The following is a 14573-nucleotide window of genomic DNA, read 5'->3' as shown; positions in this document are numbered from 1 at the left end:
CATCGGAGCGGGGGATGTCTCCACCCGGCACCGGATGTTTGCAGCAATGCGTTCGCGCTGGGTCAGGCCCGCATCGCCCGGTACTGCGACGGCGTACATCCCATGACGCGGCGGAAGCTGCGGGAGAATTGCTCCGGTCCGGAGAATCCGCAGCGTCGGCCGATGCTCGCGATCGTGCCGTCGCCGTTCTCCAGGTACTTGCGCGAGAGGTCGATCCGGAGCTCGGTGAGATAGCGGTACGGGGTGCATCCGGTGGTGGCCTTGAAGCAGCGCACGAAATGGAAACGGCTGAAGGAGACCAGAGCGGCCAGATCGTCCAGGGAGACAGGGCGTTCGAGATTTTCTCGTATATGGGCGATGACCGTCTCCAATTGGTACGGACTGAGCGCACCGGCCGACTTCGCGGGACCGGCGGTGTGCGGGGCCAGGACGTGGGCCGCGATGAACTGCGCCGCCGATCGCGCGTACAGTTCGTCCGCGCCGGCCTCGTGGGCGGCCACCACCGCCTTCACCATCGCGGCCAGGACCGGGTCGAACCGTACGGCCGGAAACAGCTCCCGCAACAGGGAATCGCGGGACGACGGGGCCTCCTCGCCGGCGAACCCGTCCAGCGCAGGGAGCGGGACGGTGAGCGAGGCGACCGTCGCGGGCTCGCCTCCCTTCGATGCGACGAGCAGGGTCCGGCTGACCCCCGGAGGGACGATGTACACGTCGTCCGGCAGCGGGAACGTCTCCTTTCCGGCAGTCCCCCGGCCGGTCCCGCGCAATACCACCAGGCCGCTCAGTTGGGCACTAACCGTGATTCCCGGTGACGACGGAAGATGGAATGTCCGGATGCCTTTCCGGAGCGTCGCCCTGCGCGTTCGGAGGGTTTTCCACCCTCCGCCTATCGGTCCGCTGATCGCCTCCAACGCCCCTTGTCCTCTCTGCCGGTTCCGCCGGGCCTGCTCCAGAATGCGGGCGAGTCGAAGAGGTCACAAGGCGGCCGGCGCCGGATTAATTGCCTGCCATGCCGGAATAATTCGATCGAAGCCGTTTCATATTGACCGGCTCTCATTCGTGATGGCACGCTGCCGGACATGATTCGCATTCGTCAACTACTCGCGTTCATAGCCGGTGTGGTGCCCTTGGTACTCGCCGCCCAGAGCGGGGTGCCCGCGGGGGCGGCCGGCGCAGCACCCGCGGTCACCCCGCGGGCCGCGACCACGGCCGCGGCGGAACGGCCGAACATCGTCTTCGTGCTCACCGACGACATGTCCTCGAACCTCCTCCAGTACATGCCGGAGGTGCGCAGACTTCAGGCACAGGGCACGACGTTCAGTGACTACGTGGTCAGCAACTCGCTGTGCTGCCCGTCCCGTTCGTCCATCTTCACCGGCCGCTACCCGCACAACACCGGCGTCCTCACGAACGAAGGACCCGACGGTGGCTTCCGCGCCTTCCACGACAGCGGACAGGAGCGGGACACGTTCGCCACGGCCCTCAAGGCCAAGGGCTACCGGACCGCGATGATGGGCAAGTACCTGAACGGCTACGTCCCCGGGGACACCGTCGACGGTCAACGGCCGTACGTACCGCCGGGCTGGAGCCAGTGGGACGTCGTCGGCGGCGGCTACCAGGGCTACGACTACGACCTCGCCCACAACCACACCATCCAGTCGCACGGTCACCGGCCCAAGGACTACCTGACCAACGTCCTCAGCAAGAAGGGCAACGCCTTCGTCAAGAAGTCCGCGGCGGCGAACAAGCCGTTCCTGCTGGAGGTCGCGCTCTTCACACCGCACGGGCCGTCCACGCCCGCGCCCCAGGACAAGGACGCCTTTCCCGGTCTGAAGGCGCCGCGCAGCCCCGCGTTCGACGAGCTGCCGACCAACGCGCCGCGCTGGCTGGCCCGGCAGAACCGGCTGACCCAGGGTGAGAAGGACACGATCGACAAGAAGTTCCGCAAGCGTGCGCAGTCGCTCCAGTCGATCGACCGGATGATCGGCAAGCTCCGCCGCACTGTGACCGAGGCCGGTGTCGCCGACAACACCTACTTCGTCTTCAGCTCCGACAACGGCTTCCACCTCGGTGAGTACCGGCTGAAGGCGGGCAAGCAGACCGCCTTCGACACCGATGTGCGGGTACCCCTGGTGATCGCCGGTCCCGGGGTCGCCGCCGGACGCACGAGCGACGCCCAGGTGTCGAACATCGACCTCGCACCCACCTTCCAGCGGATCGGAGGCGCCCCGGTGTCGTCCCGGGTGGACGGGCACAGCCTGCTGCCGCTGCTGGACGGCGGTTCGGACGCGGGCTGGCGCCGGGCGAACCTGATCGAGCACCGCCATGCCGAGAAGTCGGCGGGTGACCCCGACAACAACGGCGGCGAGAGCATCAGCCCGCCGAACTATCACGCCATGCGTACCGACGCGTACACCTACGTCGAGTACGGAAGCGGAGCGAAGGAGTACTACGACCTGCGCACCGACCCCTATCAACTGCACAACACCGTGCGCCGGTTGAACCCCTCACGCCGCGCGGAACTGCACGATGCGCTGACCCGCCTGAAGAAGTGCGACGGTGACGGCTGCTGGAGTGCCGGACACCCGTAGGCCCTCCGACCGACGTCACCGCGACAGGGCTCCGATGCCCGGGCCGTCCCCCTCGGCCCGGGCATCGGCGCGTTCCGGCGAACCGGGAAGCTCCTTTCCTCGTCGTCAGGCTCCGATGCCCACCTCGAACGAGTCGCGGGGCAGCGCCGAAGCCCCCTGCCGGAGCAGGGCGATGGCGCCGAGCGCGGACGCGGCCGGGCCGAGCTCGGCCGGACGTACCGGCGGGCGCGGGCCCGAACCGCGTACGGCGCCGGCGTTCAGCTGGTGCGCGATCGGCTCCATGACGGCCGGACAGGCGGCGACCAATTCACCGCCCACGACGATCACGTCCGGCCCGACGGCGTGGAACACATCGGCCAGTACCCGGCCGACCCGTGTACCGGCCCGGGCCACGACCGCGAGCGCGGCCGCGTCCCCCGACGCCGACGCGGCCGCCAGCTCCGGCACATCCGCGGCGCGACCGCCCGCGCCTCGGTATGCCTCCAGCACGGCTCCGATCGAGGCCACCGTCTCCAGGCACCCGGTCCTGCCGCACTCGCAGAGCGCACCTTCCGGGTCCACGGCGATATGGCCGAACCGCCCGGACACCCCGTGAGCGCCGCGGTGCAGCCGGCCCGCCACCACCAGACCGCCGCCGACATCGTGCGACAGCCGCAGGTACAGCACGTTCCGCTGACCCGCTGCCGCGCCCCAGACCGTCTCGCCCAGCGCCGCGAGCCGTGCGCCGTTGTCGATCAGCGCCTGTGTTCCGAAGCGTTCACGGACCAGCGCCGCGACGGTGCCGCTCCGGGCGGCCAGGAGTGAGCCCCGGTCCGGCGGGCCGACCCGGCCGGCCACCCCCACGCCGATGCCGTTGACAGCGCCCGATCGCAGCGTGCCGCCCGTCAGCCTGTCCGCCAACTGCCATGCGACATCCACCCGGAGCTGCCACGGAACGTCGGCGCCGTGCGGCTGGCAGGCCGTGCCGACGATCTCGTGCGCCGCGTCCATCGCGGCCACCCGCACGGCCCTGCGCGCGAATTCGATGCCCAGCGTGTGGCCGGAATCGGGATTCAGGGCCAGTACCTCCGCCGGCCGGCCTCGCTTGCGCGGGGCCGCCGCCGGTACCGAGGCGACGACGGTGCCGCCGTCCAGCAGGCCGGCGACGGCGTCGTAGAGCGTGGTGCGGGACAGACCGCTCAAGGCCCTCAACTGGCCCCGCGTCAGCGGACCGTGCTTGCGTAACAGGCGCAGGACCAGCGGCCCGTGTCCGGTCATCTCATTCGACATGGCGGAAGGCGCATCCCCTCTTCGATCACAACTGCGCGGGGACGGTAGAGAGCGTTCTTGTGGGAAGTCTGTGATCCGCCGGTGGTCCCTCGACCGTGGTGGCGGACGAGTGTGACGCGGCCCTCACCGAATTTCGACATGTCATTTCTGTCACTGCTTGGCGGAAAAATTCACGCTGCGTAGCGTCTTCTCCCGTCGGCAAGAGACGGCCTCAACGAATGGCCTCGTCAATCGCTTTCCGTCATCGGCTTCAGCAGCCATTCCCGCGGTAATCGGGCCCGTTTCCGCCGAGCCCCATCAGGCGCATTGCGCGCGGCGCAAGGAGAGAGGAACCCCTGCATGACCATCTCGCCCGACCCTCATGGGCTTTCCCGGCGAAGGCTGCTCACCGCGATGGCCGGCGCAGCCGTGGCCGGATCGGCGATCGCCGTCGCCACCCCGCACGCCTTCGCCGCGGACGACGACGAACTCGCCGCCGCGGCCGCGCAGAAGCTGCCGTTGACCGTCGTCAACCACAACGGTGAGTTCGCCAACCGCTCCGTCCACCTGTACATCGTGGGCAGCAAGGGAGACCACCAGGTCAGGGTGACCCGGCGCGGCACCGTGGAGCGCGTCAAGCTCTCGGACAACCGCGACAACGGCTTCACGGACTACGCCATCCCACTGGCCGCCCAGGGCAGGACCAAGCTCCACCTGCCGTACATGTCCGGCCGTATCTACGTGGCGCTGGGCGACAAGCTGAAGTTCAAGGCCGTCCGGGGCGCGGACGGCAGGGTCTCCCTCCAGCATCCCGCGGGCTGGGTGGAGTCCGACCCCAACTACCCGGTGCTGCACGACTTCGTGGAGTTCACGCACAACGAGTCCGGCATGTTCTGCAACACCACCATGGTCGACATGTTCAGCGTCCCGATGATGATCCGGCTGAACGGTGCGAAGGACCACAGCACCGGCAGGATCCGCGACGGCGGACGTGCCCGAATCTTCCGCGCCCTGCGGAACAACCCCGACTTCTCGCGCCTGGTGGTGGGGGAGCGGCGTGTCATCGCCCCGAGCCACGGCCTGGACGTCGGCCGGTTCCCCCAGCGCTACTTCGACCCCTACATCGACCGGGTCTGGAACACGTACCGGGACAAGAGCCTCGTCGTCAGGACCAACGCCGGTACCTTCACCGGCCGGGTACGGGACCGCCGGCTCACCTTCGACGGCCCGGCATCGGTGTCCTTCGCCAAACCCTCCACCCGTGACGTGCTCTTCTGCGACGGCGCCCTCGCCGCTCCCAACGACGGAATCACCGGCCCCGTCGCCGCCGTCCTGGGCGCCGGCTTCAACCGCTCCACGCTCGTCAGCCACCGCAAGCAGCCCACCACCCGCGCGGCCACGTTCTACGACACCGCCGTCACCAACCACTACGCCAGGGTCATCCACGCCGCGACGAGCAACGGCAAGGCGTACGGCTTCGCCTTCGACGACGTGGCCGACTGGGCCTCCTACATCCAGGACACCCAGCCCCAGCACATGCATCTGACGCTGACCCCGTTCTGACCGAGAACCGGGCCGTCCGTCCCATCCTGTCCCATCCCTTTCCCTTTCCCGACCTGAAAGAGGTCTGTCCGCAATGCAGATGAAGCGCCGCACGCGTGCGGTTCTTTCCGTGAGCCTGGCCGCCGCCGTTCTCGGCATAGCCAATGCCGCGCCCGCTTCCGCCGTCCCCTTCGGCAAGGTCAAGCACGGCAAGGCGACCTTCTACGACAACGTCGGAACCGGGGCCTGTGGAGACCCCATCGACGCCTCGTCGCAGATGCTCGTGGCCGTTTCGCCGAAGTACTGGAAGGCGGAGAACCCGAACAACGATCCGCTGTGCAACGTCAAGGTCCGGCTGACCTTCCGCGGGAAGACGATCACCGTCCCCGTCGTGGACAAGTGCATGGAATGCGGGCCCAAGCACATCGACCTCAGCAAGCCGGCCTTCGCGAAGCTGGCCAACCCGGACAAGGGCGTCCTGCACAAGGTCAAGTGGAAGTTCGTCCGATGAGCCGTACACACCACCGAGGAGTTCCCACCATGCCCAGGCTGCGCATCCTGTACGCCCTTCTGACGGCCGTACTGCTGGCGGCGACCGGAATCAGCCTCACGACGACGGCGTCCGCCACACCGGCCTCGCGCGCGGCCGGCGGCGCCTTCGTCGTCAGCAAGGCCCAGTACGAGAAGATGTTCCCCCACCACAAGCGCTTCTACAGCTACGACGCCTTGGTCAAGGCGATGAAGAAGTTCCCGGCGTTCGCGGACAAGGGCAACGCCAGGACGAAGAAGCGTGAGGCGGCCGCCTTCCTCGCCAACGTCAGCCACGAGACCGGCGGGCTCGTCCACATCGTCGAGCAGAACCAGGCCAACTGGCCGTCGTACTGCGACACCACCCAGCCGTACGGCTGCCCGGCCGGCCAGTCCGCGTACCACGGCCGTGGCCCGATCCAGCTCAGCTGGAACTTCAACTACAAGGCCGCCGGCGACGCGCTCGGCATCGACCTGCTGCACAAGCCGGGGCTCGTGCAGAAGAAGCCCGTCGTGGCGTGGAAGACCGCGCTGTGGTTCTGGATGACCCAGTCCGGCGCGGGCACGATGACCCCGCACAAGGCGATGGTCAACGGTGACGGATTCGGCCAGACGATCCGCAGCATCAACGGCGCCATCGAGTGCAACGGGGGCAACCCCGCGCAGGTGCAGAGCCGGGTGAAGACGTACAAGAAGTTCACCCGCCTTCTCGGCGTCAGCCCGGGCAAGCACCTCAGCTGCTGACATCTCCTCGGAAGCGATGAAGGGAAGTCCGACGGCCTCACGCCCGGAACGGGTCCCGGGCCGCCGGACTTCCCTTTCCTTTTCCTCCTCGCTTCCCTCTTCTCTTTCCTCCTTCTCTCCGTCAACTGCCTTTCCATATTCGGAGTCGATCACATGAGACGCACCGCCATGCTGGTCAGCGCTGTCGCGCTGGCCGCCCTGGGTTCGACACTCAGCCCCGCGCACGCGGAGCCCGCCCCCGCCGCCCCTGACGACACGCGCGTCACCTCGTTCTCGGACCACGAGCAGGACCAGGCGCTGAAGTTCTGGACCGCCGCCCGCCTGCGCGCGGCCGAGCAGGTCGCACCCGCACCGGCCCCGGCAGCAGCTCCCGCCCCCTCCTCGGCGCCGGCCGACGACGGCCCGGAACTGTCCGTGCCCCCGGTCTCCGCCCTCGCCTCCTCGCCCAAGCCGTGGAGGGGCGGCGGGCTGATCCGCAGGACATCGGGCAAGGCGTTCTTCCAGAACGCGGCCGGCGCCACGTTGTCCTGCTCGGCCACCGTCACCAACAGCAGGAACAAGTCCGTCGTCCTCACCGCGGCGCACTGCGTGGTCGACCCCGCCACCGGCCAGGGCTACCGCAAGTGGGTGTTCATTCCCGGCTACGCCCACGGCGAGCGTCCCTTCGGCACGTTCACCGCGAAGAAGCTCTTCCACCTGAAGCGGTACGTCACCTCGAACAACAGGGACAACTGGGACTTCGCGTTCGTCGAGATGCGTAAGCGCAATGGCCGCACGCTGGCCGGCACCGTGGGTGCCCAGGGCATCAGGTTCAACACCCCGATGGCGCGCTACGTGCATTCCTTCGGCTACGGAGGTACACCGGCCGAGGGCAACGGTGAGCGGCTGAACCACTGCCAGGGCAAGGAGCACGCCGACACCACGCGCCCCGGGTCCACGATGCGCGGAATCGACTGCGTGCAGACCGGGGGCTCCAGCGGCGGGGGCTTCCTCGCCGGCTTCGACGCCGACAAGGGCTCCGGCTATCTGGTCGGCAACATCAGCGTCGGCAACGGCGTTTCCGAGTTCCATCCGCGGCTCGGCGACGAGGCTCGCAAGCTCTACCGGAAGGCGAGCAGGGCCTGATCCGTTCAACGGCGGGCGCCCGGCACGGCCACGGTGATCGTGGTCGTGCCGGGCGCCGGTGTCTCACGGATCAGAACTTCGCTCCGAAGTTCTGGGTCCAGTAGGTGCCGTCGGCGCTGCCGGACTTCTTCACGTAGCCGACGCCTATGTGCTTGAGCGAGCAGTTGAGGATGTTCGCGCGGTGACCCGGCGAACGCATCCACGACTTGACCACGCCGGCGGCGGTGACCTGCCCGGCGGCGACGTTCTCCGCGAGCGCGCTCCAGCCGGTGTATCCCGCGGCCTCGACCCGGTCGACGATCGTGCTGCCGCGGGAGCCGATGTGCCCGACGAAGTTGTGCTCGGCCATGTCCGCCGAGTGGCGCTGAGCGGCCTTGTGCAGCGCGGGCCTGGGCTTCAGCGCCGCACAACCGGCCTTCCGCCGTTCGACGTTGGTCAGCTTGACCACCGCCTTCTGCATCGACGTGGCGGCAGCGGAGGCGGGCGCGGAGGTGGGCGCCGCCGACGCGGACGTGGTCAGCAGCGCGGTGGAGGCGACCGTACCGACCAGGGCCGTCGCCAGATATCGGGAAACCGACAAGGCAGATCTCCGTTCGAGAAATGTGCGCGGGAATTCTGTTGTTCCTGCGCGGGCGAAACCGAAGGTATCCGTCGGCGCTTCGCTCCACCGCGCGGAAATTGCTGCACGGACGACCGCTGTTGCTGACCCGGAAGTGACCCGGTTCTGCTCTCGATGGTGACCCGGCCGCCGCTGTACCAATGGGGTACGTCATATGAGTAATTCCGGTCCCCATCGCGGTTGTTGCCCCCACCACAGGAAGATCCCGTGCTGCGAGTGCGTAATGAACACGAGGAATTGGTCTTGCGGCTGCTGCGCCGGCACGGCCCGCTGTCCCGGGGCGAACTGGTCGCTCTGAGCGGACTGTCCAGGACCACGCTGTACGACATCGTCGTCGCCCTGGTGGACGGCGGCACCGTCACGGTCTCGGTCCCCGAGGTCGCCCGGCGTGGGCGCGGCCGTCCGGTGGAGAAGCTGGCGTTGAATCCGGCCGCCGGGCAGGTGATCGGCATCGACTTCGCACGGCAGGCCGTGCGGGTGGCGACCGCGAGCATCACCCACGAGGTCATCGCGACGGCCGGCGAACGGCAGGGGGCAACGGCGACGTGGCAGGAGCGCGTGGACACCGCGTACCGCCTGGTGGGCAGGCTCACCGGCGGTGCGCCACGGCTCGGCGCACTGAGCGCGATCGGTGTCGGGGTGAGCGCGCCTCTGGCCGCCACGGCCGCCGAACTCCCCGACGGGGACGGACCCGGTGCGGTGGCGGAGCTGGTGCGGCGGCGCTTCGACGCTCCGGTGCGGTGGGACAACGGCTCCCGGCTGGCGGCGCTGGCAGAGTCGCGGTGGGGTGCGGCCCGCGGGGACCGCGACGTCGTGTATCTGCACCTCTCCCACGGCGTCGGCGGTGGCCTGGTCGTCGACGGCACGCTGCATCGGGGCGCCTATGGGCTGTCCGGCGAGTTCGGGCACATCACGGTGGATCCGGAGGGGGCCGCGTGCTGCTGCGGCGGTGTGGGATGCCTCCAGACGGTGGCCTCGGTCGGGGCCGTGCTCGACGCGTACCGGACCGCCGGTGGTGCCGCACGGGATCTGGGCGACCTGGTGGCCGCCCTCGCCTCCGGCGATTGCACGGCCCGTGCGGTGCTGGCCGGGGTGGGGACGCGGATCGGCAGGGTGCTGGCCGCGTTGTCCCACACCGTCGACCCGCGCGTGATCGTGGTCGGCGGTGAACTCGCCGCGGTGGGCGAGGCGGTGCTGGAGCCGATCAGGCGGGCGCTGGACCTCGGCCTGCTGCCGGACGCACGGGCACAGGTGAGCCTGCGCCCGGCGCGGTTCGGTGAGTTCGGTGCCGCACTGGGAGCCGTGGCCTGGCTGCGGCCGGGCACCACCCGCGTCCCACGACTCGACGCCCCGACGGCCGACCACGCCGGCCGGCGGGGCGCGGTCGCCCCGCTGCGGTCCGACGCCGTGTCAGGCGACGTGCTGCTCGATGTCCCTGCCCCGTAGTTCGCGATCCCACAGGTGATCGAACACCCGTTGCAGGCCTCGCTTGAGGTGGCGCTGATAGGTGCTGACGGACATCCCCAGCCGCTCGGCGGCCGCCTCCCGGGTCGGCGCGCCGCGCAGGAACCGCAGATCCACCGCGCGGTGGTACTTCTCCGCCCGCGGGTCCGCGGCCAGCGCGGCGACCGCTTCGCCGAGCAGGCCCCGCAGCGAAGCCACCGGCTCGTCGCGTCCCAGGGCGGCGACCATCCTGGTCCGGGTCAGGGGGTTGGCGGCGAGGCCGTCGCGCCGGTGCCAGGAGTCGAGGGCGTCGAGGACCGCCTTGTCGAACTCCGCCCGGCTCAGAACGGTGATGACCTCGCCGGGCCGGGGGGCGAGCGGTTTCGGCTTGGCTCCGGGGCCGGCCAGTTCGATGGAGGTGCCGACCTCCGTCCACCGCTCGCGGGTGACGACGCGCCAGTCGTGCGCGTACAACGTGAAGTGCCGCGCGCCCACCGCCACTTCGCCGACGAGCCGGCGCTGGTCGAGGTACTCCATGAAGTCGGTCCAGAAGGGGTCGCTCGCCAGCGCGATGAAGGACCAGGCGAGATGCTCGGAGTGGAGGAACTCGGCCAGGCACCGGTGAATCATCAGGTCCATACTCGGCGAGGGACGCTGACAGCCGTCGGCGGTCACCAGGAACCGGCCGACGGCGAAGTGCTCGCGGTCCCGCAGCGGCCGTCGGGACCCGATGTGTTCCCACGCGGCAGCCGTGACCGGATCCTGCGCCACCGCTTCGGACAGGTCCGGCGTCAGCCGGAGCCAGGCCAGCACGGCGACCGGCGTGGCGGAGTCGGCCTGGCGGTAGACACGGAAGGCGTGCGGTTGGGTGTCCAGCCACAGCTCGGCGATCCGGGCGGACCGGCGCCCCTCGGCCGACTCGATCAGCCGCAGCACGGCCCGGCGGTCGGAGGGCCGGTAGCGGTCCTCGTAGATCCCGCTGTCGATGTCCCAGGTCAGGAAGCGGGAGACGAAGCCGTTGTGCCGGTGCAGATAGGTGTAGGCCAGGACGGCCGGAAGCACTTCGGGACCGGTGGCCGCGCGGGCCTCGTCGAGGAGATGCCGGCTCATCCGCTCGTGCATCCGCTGGTATCCGGCCGGGTCACGCCAGCGCAGATCGGCGTCGAGGATCTCCCGCACGAGGTCGTGCGGGGCCAGACCGTGCCGGCCGTACTCGACGTAGGGCTGCCGCCTCAACCAGGTGAACAGAGCCGGTGCCTCCTCGCCGAGGGTGCTGCGCAGCAGGCTCTCCGTGGTGGTCAGGCCGTGGGCGCAGACTTCGAGCGCGTGCTGGTGGGACGGCGAGGGAGCGTCTCCGACGAGGCATTGGACGAGCTGTCGCAGGACGGAGCCGTTCGACTCCCAGGACACGGTCGCGGCGTCGTCGCGCAGGGCGATCTCCGCCGCCAGGCGCAGGGCGAGGGGATGACCGTGGGTGCCTTCGATCAGCGCATCGTGCAGGGAGGGACGGACCCGCATCGTGCGTAACAACTCGCGGGCCTCGGCGTCGCTGAGGTTGGACAGACGGGCCACATGAAGAGCGGCGGCCCAGCCCAGGTCCCCCTGCCAATGGGTGCAGGGCGCGTTGCGGCCGGCCAGCACGACGAGGGCGCCCACCGGAAGACGCGGCAGGAACTCGTAGGCCAGCCAGGGCTCCAGCGCCTGGCAGTGCTCGAAGTTGTCCACGATCAGCACTCCGGCCGGAAGCTCCAGGACTTCCGCCGCGTGTGCCTCGAACGCCTGGGGGGACGGCTCCAGCTCCCGCGCGTTCACCCGCAGCACGCGGCGGCCGGCGGTGCGCGCCTCGTCGGCGAAGCGTTGGAGGAGCGTGGACTTGCCGGTGCCCCCGGGACCGTGCACGAAGATCACGGCAACGTCCCCGGGTTGAGAGCCGGCCGCGGCGACAGCGGATCGGAAGACCGCCAGGATGTCGGCGCGCCCGACGAACATGGACTCCCGGCTCTCGGCGAGACGATCCGCGAGCCGCGAACGGTGCGGTACAGCAAGGTCGGACATCAGGTCGGTCCTTCCACATGAGTTCTGCGGGGGGCGTTGGCAATGCGCCCGCACCGTAGGGACCCACCTTGTGGAAATCTTGTGGCGGTCAGGAAACGTCGCCGGTCGCGCCGCGGCGGACGAGTTCGCCGTGCCGTGCCAGGACGGCGAATCCGTCGGGGTAGGCGATGGCGGGGCCGGCTTCGCCGTGCAGCCGGTTCCGGCTGTCGCGGTGCAGCACCGAGGGACGCTCGGTGAGGACGGCGACGCGCTCGAAGGGCCACCACCGCCCCGCGGAACGCGCGACCCGCATGAGCCCGGAGAGCCGGTCGGCCTCGGCGAGGGAGCAAGGGCCGCGGAAGTAGTCGTAGAAGCCCAGCCATTCGGCGTCGTGCTGGCCGGGTACGGACTTGAGGGGCCGAGCCCCTGCCCGCCCACGCAGGACCACGTCCCGGACCCGATCCTGGATCTCGGCCCAGGTGCTGCCATCCTTCAGCTGGGCCCGCAACGGGGGCTCCACGCCGTCCCGGACCCCGGCCCACACCCGGTCCCGGAGCTGTTCCGCGACCTCGGCCCGGACCGCGTTCCGCACCGAGGTGACCTGTTGGAGAGCGGAACCTCTGATCCCTTCCCAGATCCGCACCCACACCTGGTCCTCGACCCGGGGCCGCACTCGCGCACCGACCTCGTCCCGGACCTCGCCCCAGACCCGGGAGCGGACCGGATCACCGGCGCCACCGCGCACCAGATCACCGGCGCCACCGCGCACCTGATCCCGGACCCGCGCCTCGACCCGGTCCCAGATGTCTGCCCCCACCTGATCCCTGACTTCGGCCTTCGCGCCCGCCAGTACCCAGGCGCCGACGGCTCCGGCGAGGGGAGAGTCGAGCCAGACGAACGTCGTCGGGGGCTCCAGCCCCGCCGCGCGGTAGGCGTCGGCCACCCCTGCCTCGGCCTCGGGGCGGTCGGCCGGGCCGGTGGCCAGGCCGTGGGCCAGCCATTGGTCCGCGACTTCGGCCAAGGCCCGGATCTGGGGGTCGGTGAGCTCTTCGATCATCACGGTCGGTGTTCTCCGCTCGCACCGTCAGGGTCGGAGGATGTGCCGGGGATCCTGGGCCGCGGTGTACGCGTACTCCCAGAAGTCGAGGTGGCCGATCGCCAGGTTCACGTGCATCTCGTTGACGAGCGCGGGGAGCAGGCGGAACTCGGGGCCCAGTTCCTCGTCGTCGTCCTCGTCCAGTTCCTCCTCTCTGGTCGAGACGGCGAGCAGGGCATGCTCACCCGCCATGGCGGCGGAATCCGCGACGAAGACCACCTCCAGCCCCGGATCGCCCCCGATCGTGGACAGCGCCACCTCTTCCGGGCTCGCGCTGCCGAAGGCCCGGTCGTCGACCAGATGACTGCGCACCGCGTATTCGCCGTCCGGCTCGGCGAGCAGTTCGACGATCGACCGCCACGCTTCGTCGTCCGAGAAGTCCGTGCGTACGACGAGGGCCTCGGACTCGAAGTCATGACCTGTGCGGTCGATCAGGGGGCGCATGCGCTCACCCTAGCTTTCCGGCCGACGTGATTTCGGTGTCCGAGGCGGGAATTGACCGACACCGCAACGACTGGCGTTCTCCGAGCAATTTCTGACGGCCGTCCTCTCTCGCAGACGGATAGGTTCGCGGCAATTCAGGACGGAATACGGAGAGTTGGGGAGCCCCATGCGAAAGATACGCGTCCTCGCCCTGCCGCTGGCGCTGTCGGCCGTGCTCGCGGTCGGCGCTGAGGGTGGAGCATCCGCACGACCGACAGCTCGTGACGACGGCGGCGCGACCGTGGCGGCGGCGCAGAAGAAGGGCGTCAGCGCCTGGAAGTTCGATGGTGTCACCAGGGCCCTCGCCGACGCGAAGGTCGGCTGGTTCTACACCTGGTCCTCCGGCAGGGGCGGGATCAAGGCTCCGGCCGGTGTCGAGTTCGTCCCGATGATGCACGACGCGGGATCGGTGACCAAGGCGGAGCTCACCCGGGCCAAGAAGCAGGGCAAGGTCCTGCTCGGCTTCAACGAACCCGACCGGGCGGACCAGGCGCACATGACCGTGAAGGAAGCGCTCGATCTGTGGCCCCGGCTGGAGTCGACCGGAATGCGGCTCGGCGCCCCGGCCGTCGCGACAGGTGGTGATCTCGCCGGTGGCTGGCTCGACCGGTTCATGAAGGGTGCCGCCGCCCGTGACCACAGGGTCGATTTCATCCCGCTGCACTGGTACGGCGCGGACTTCGACGCCACGCGCGCGACGGCCCAGTTGCGCAGCTATCTCCAGGCCGTGTACAGCCGCCATAGGAAGCCGATCTGGCTCACCGAATACGCGCTCATCGACTTCACGAACGGCACCCCTCGCTATCCGAGCAAGGCTCAACAGGCCGCGTTCGTGAAGAAGTCGACGGCAATGCTTCAGCGTCTGCCGTACGTCAAGCGCTATGCCTGGTTCACGCTCTCCACGGACCGTGGCGACGGCAGCGGCCTGTATCGCGGCGCCACGGCGAACAGGGTCGGGGCCGCCTACCGCGCGGCGGGCTGAGCGGGACCTGCGTGGCGGCGCGTTCATGGAGCAGGGCGGCCTATCAGTCCACTTTGTCGAGACCGGCCCTGTTCCGGCCGTGCGGGCACCGGTTGGGATGGAGGTGCCTCCACCGATGGGTGGGACGCGCCGTAGCCA

General features: G+C 69.6%; 13 protein-coding genes. 7 read left to right on the top strand and 6 right to left on the bottom strand.

What is annotated here, in order from left to right; genetic code table 11:
• Positions 1-62 precede the first annotated feature (62 nt).
• Complete coding sequence (locus ACIQWG_RS13390; RefSeq protein WP_404094274.1) at positions 63-773, bottom strand: helix-turn-helix domain-containing protein; 711 nt, start codon at positions 771-773, stop codon at positions 63-65.
• A 306-nt stretch (positions 774-1079) separates the two neighbouring features.
• Here ACIQWG_RS13390 and ACIQWG_RS13385 point away from each other — a divergent pair, with 306 nt between their 5' ends.
• Positions 1080-2591 carry a sulfatase gene (locus tag ACIQWG_RS13385; protein ID WP_404094271.1) on the top strand — a complete coding sequence of 504 codons (1512 nt, stop codon included), beginning with the start codon at positions 1080-1082 and terminating at the stop codon, positions 2589-2591.
• A 105-nt stretch (positions 2592-2696) separates the two neighbouring features.
• Here ACIQWG_RS13385 and ACIQWG_RS13380 read toward each other — a convergent pair whose 3' ends face one another.
• Entirely contained in the window at positions 2697-3860 is a 1164-nt protein-coding gene (locus tag ACIQWG_RS13380; protein ID WP_404094269.1) for an ROK family protein, read from the bottom strand.
• Positions 3861-4199: 339 nt separating this feature from the next.
• Between ACIQWG_RS13380 and ACIQWG_RS13375 the strand changes: the two genes are divergently transcribed.
• From ACIQWG_RS13375 to ACIQWG_RS13360, 4 genes are all read left to right on the top strand, one after another.
• A complete protein-coding gene (locus ACIQWG_RS13375; protein ID WP_404094266.1) occupies positions 4200-5402 on the top strand; it encodes a beta-1,3-glucanase family protein in 1203 nt (400 codons plus the stop codon).
• A 73-nt stretch (positions 5403-5475) separates the two neighbouring features.
• Positions 5476-5892 carry a cysteine/serine endopeptidase inhibitor gene (locus tag ACIQWG_RS13370; protein WP_404094263.1) on the top strand — a complete coding sequence of 139 codons (417 nt, stop codon included), beginning with the start codon at positions 5476-5478 and terminating at the stop codon, positions 5890-5892.
• 29 nt (positions 5893-5921) lie between these two features.
• Positions 5922-6653, top strand: coding sequence for a chitinase (locus ACIQWG_RS13365; protein WP_404094260.1), 732 nt, complete (start codon positions 5922-5924; stop codon positions 6651-6653).
• A 153-nt stretch (positions 6654-6806) separates the two neighbouring features.
• Positions 6807-7778, top strand: a complete 972-nt coding sequence (locus ACIQWG_RS13360) for a trypsin-like serine peptidase (protein ID WP_404094258.1) — start codon at positions 6807-6809, stop codon at positions 7776-7778.
• Positions 7779-7848: 70 nt separating this feature from the next.
• Here the strand turns inward: ACIQWG_RS13360 and ACIQWG_RS13355 are convergent, their stop codons facing one another.
• The gene (locus tag ACIQWG_RS13355) at positions 7849-8358 is read right to left on the bottom strand and encodes a CAP domain-containing protein (protein WP_404094256.1); all 510 of its coding nucleotides are present in this window, start codon (positions 8356-8358) and stop codon (positions 7849-7851) included.
• A 246-nt stretch (positions 8359-8604) separates the two neighbouring features.
• On the opposite strand from ACIQWG_RS13355, the gene ACIQWG_RS13350 reads away from it, so the two are divergent.
• Entirely contained in the window at positions 8605-9843 is a 1239-nt protein-coding gene (locus ACIQWG_RS13350; RefSeq protein WP_404094253.1) for an ROK family protein, read from the top strand.
• Here ACIQWG_RS13350 and ACIQWG_RS13345 read toward each other — a convergent pair.
• From ACIQWG_RS13345 to ACIQWG_RS13335, 3 genes are all read right to left on the bottom strand, one after another.
• The gene (locus tag ACIQWG_RS13345; protein WP_404094251.1) at positions 9808-11895 is read right to left on the bottom strand and encodes an AAA family ATPase; all 2088 of its coding nucleotides are present in this window, start codon (positions 11893-11895) and stop codon (positions 9808-9810) included. The two genes, ACIQWG_RS13350 and ACIQWG_RS13345, sit on opposite strands and share 36 nt — an antisense overlap.
• 88 nt (positions 11896-11983) lie before the next feature.
• Entirely contained in the window at positions 11984-12931 is a 948-nt protein-coding gene (locus tag ACIQWG_RS13340; protein WP_404095824.1) for a DUF6745 domain-containing protein, read from the bottom strand.
• A 27-nt stretch (positions 12932-12958) separates the two neighbouring features.
• Positions 12959-13414 (bottom strand): DUF6924 domain-containing protein, encoded by a 456-nt coding sequence (locus ACIQWG_RS13335; protein WP_404094248.1) that lies wholly within the window; start codon positions 13412-13414, stop codon positions 12959-12961.
• Positions 13415-13580: 166 nt separating this feature from the next.
• Here ACIQWG_RS13335 and ACIQWG_RS13330 point away from each other — a divergent pair, with 166 nt between their 5' ends.
• Positions 13581-14435 (top strand): glycoside hydrolase family protein, encoded by an 855-nt coding sequence (locus tag ACIQWG_RS13330; RefSeq protein WP_404094246.1) that lies wholly within the window; start codon positions 13581-13583, stop codon positions 14433-14435.
• Positions 14436-14573 lie beyond the last annotated feature (138 nt).

Origin of the sequence: Streptomyces sp. NPDC098781 (assembly GCF_044759995.1) — a bacterium.
Lineage (GTDB): Bacteria > Actinomycetota > Actinomycetes > Streptomycetales > Streptomycetaceae > Streptomyces.
This window is presented reverse-complemented; position numbering and strand designations above follow the sequence as displayed.

Coding starts and splice junctions, on each gene's coding strand:
- ACIQWG_RS13385 (WP_404094271.1), top strand. CDS start 1,080: ATGATTCGCATTCGTCAACTACTCGCGTTCATAGCCGGTGTGGTGCCC.
- ACIQWG_RS13380 (WP_404094269.1), bottom strand. CDS start 3,860: ATGTCGAATGAGATGACCGGACACGGGCCGCTGGTCCTGCGCCTGTTA.
- ACIQWG_RS13375 (WP_404094266.1), top strand. CDS start 4,200: ATGACCATCTCGCCCGACCCTCATGGGCTTTCCCGGCGAAGGCTGCTC.
- ACIQWG_RS13370 (WP_404094263.1), top strand. CDS start 5,476: ATGCAGATGAAGCGCCGCACGCGTGCGGTTCTTTCCGTGAGCCTGGCC.
- ACIQWG_RS13365 (WP_404094260.1), top strand. CDS start 5,922: ATGCCCAGGCTGCGCATCCTGTACGCCCTTCTGACGGCCGTACTGCTG.
- ACIQWG_RS13360 (WP_404094258.1), top strand. CDS start 6,807: ATGAGACGCACCGCCATGCTGGTCAGCGCTGTCGCGCTGGCCGCCCTG.
- ACIQWG_RS13345 (WP_404094251.1), bottom strand. CDS start 11,895: ATGTCCGACCTTGCTGTACCGCACCGTTCGCGGCTCGCGGATCGTCTC.
- ACIQWG_RS13340 (WP_404095824.1), bottom strand. CDS start 12,931: ATGATCGAAGAGCTCACCGACCCCCAGATCCGGGCCTTGGCCGAAGTC.
- ACIQWG_RS13335 (WP_404094248.1), bottom strand. CDS start 13,414: ATGCGCCCCCTGATCGACCGCACAGGTCATGACTTCGAGTCCGAGGCC.
- ACIQWG_RS13330 (WP_404094246.1), top strand. CDS start 13,581: ATGCGAAAGATACGCGTCCTCGCCCTGCCGCTGGCGCTGTCGGCCGTG.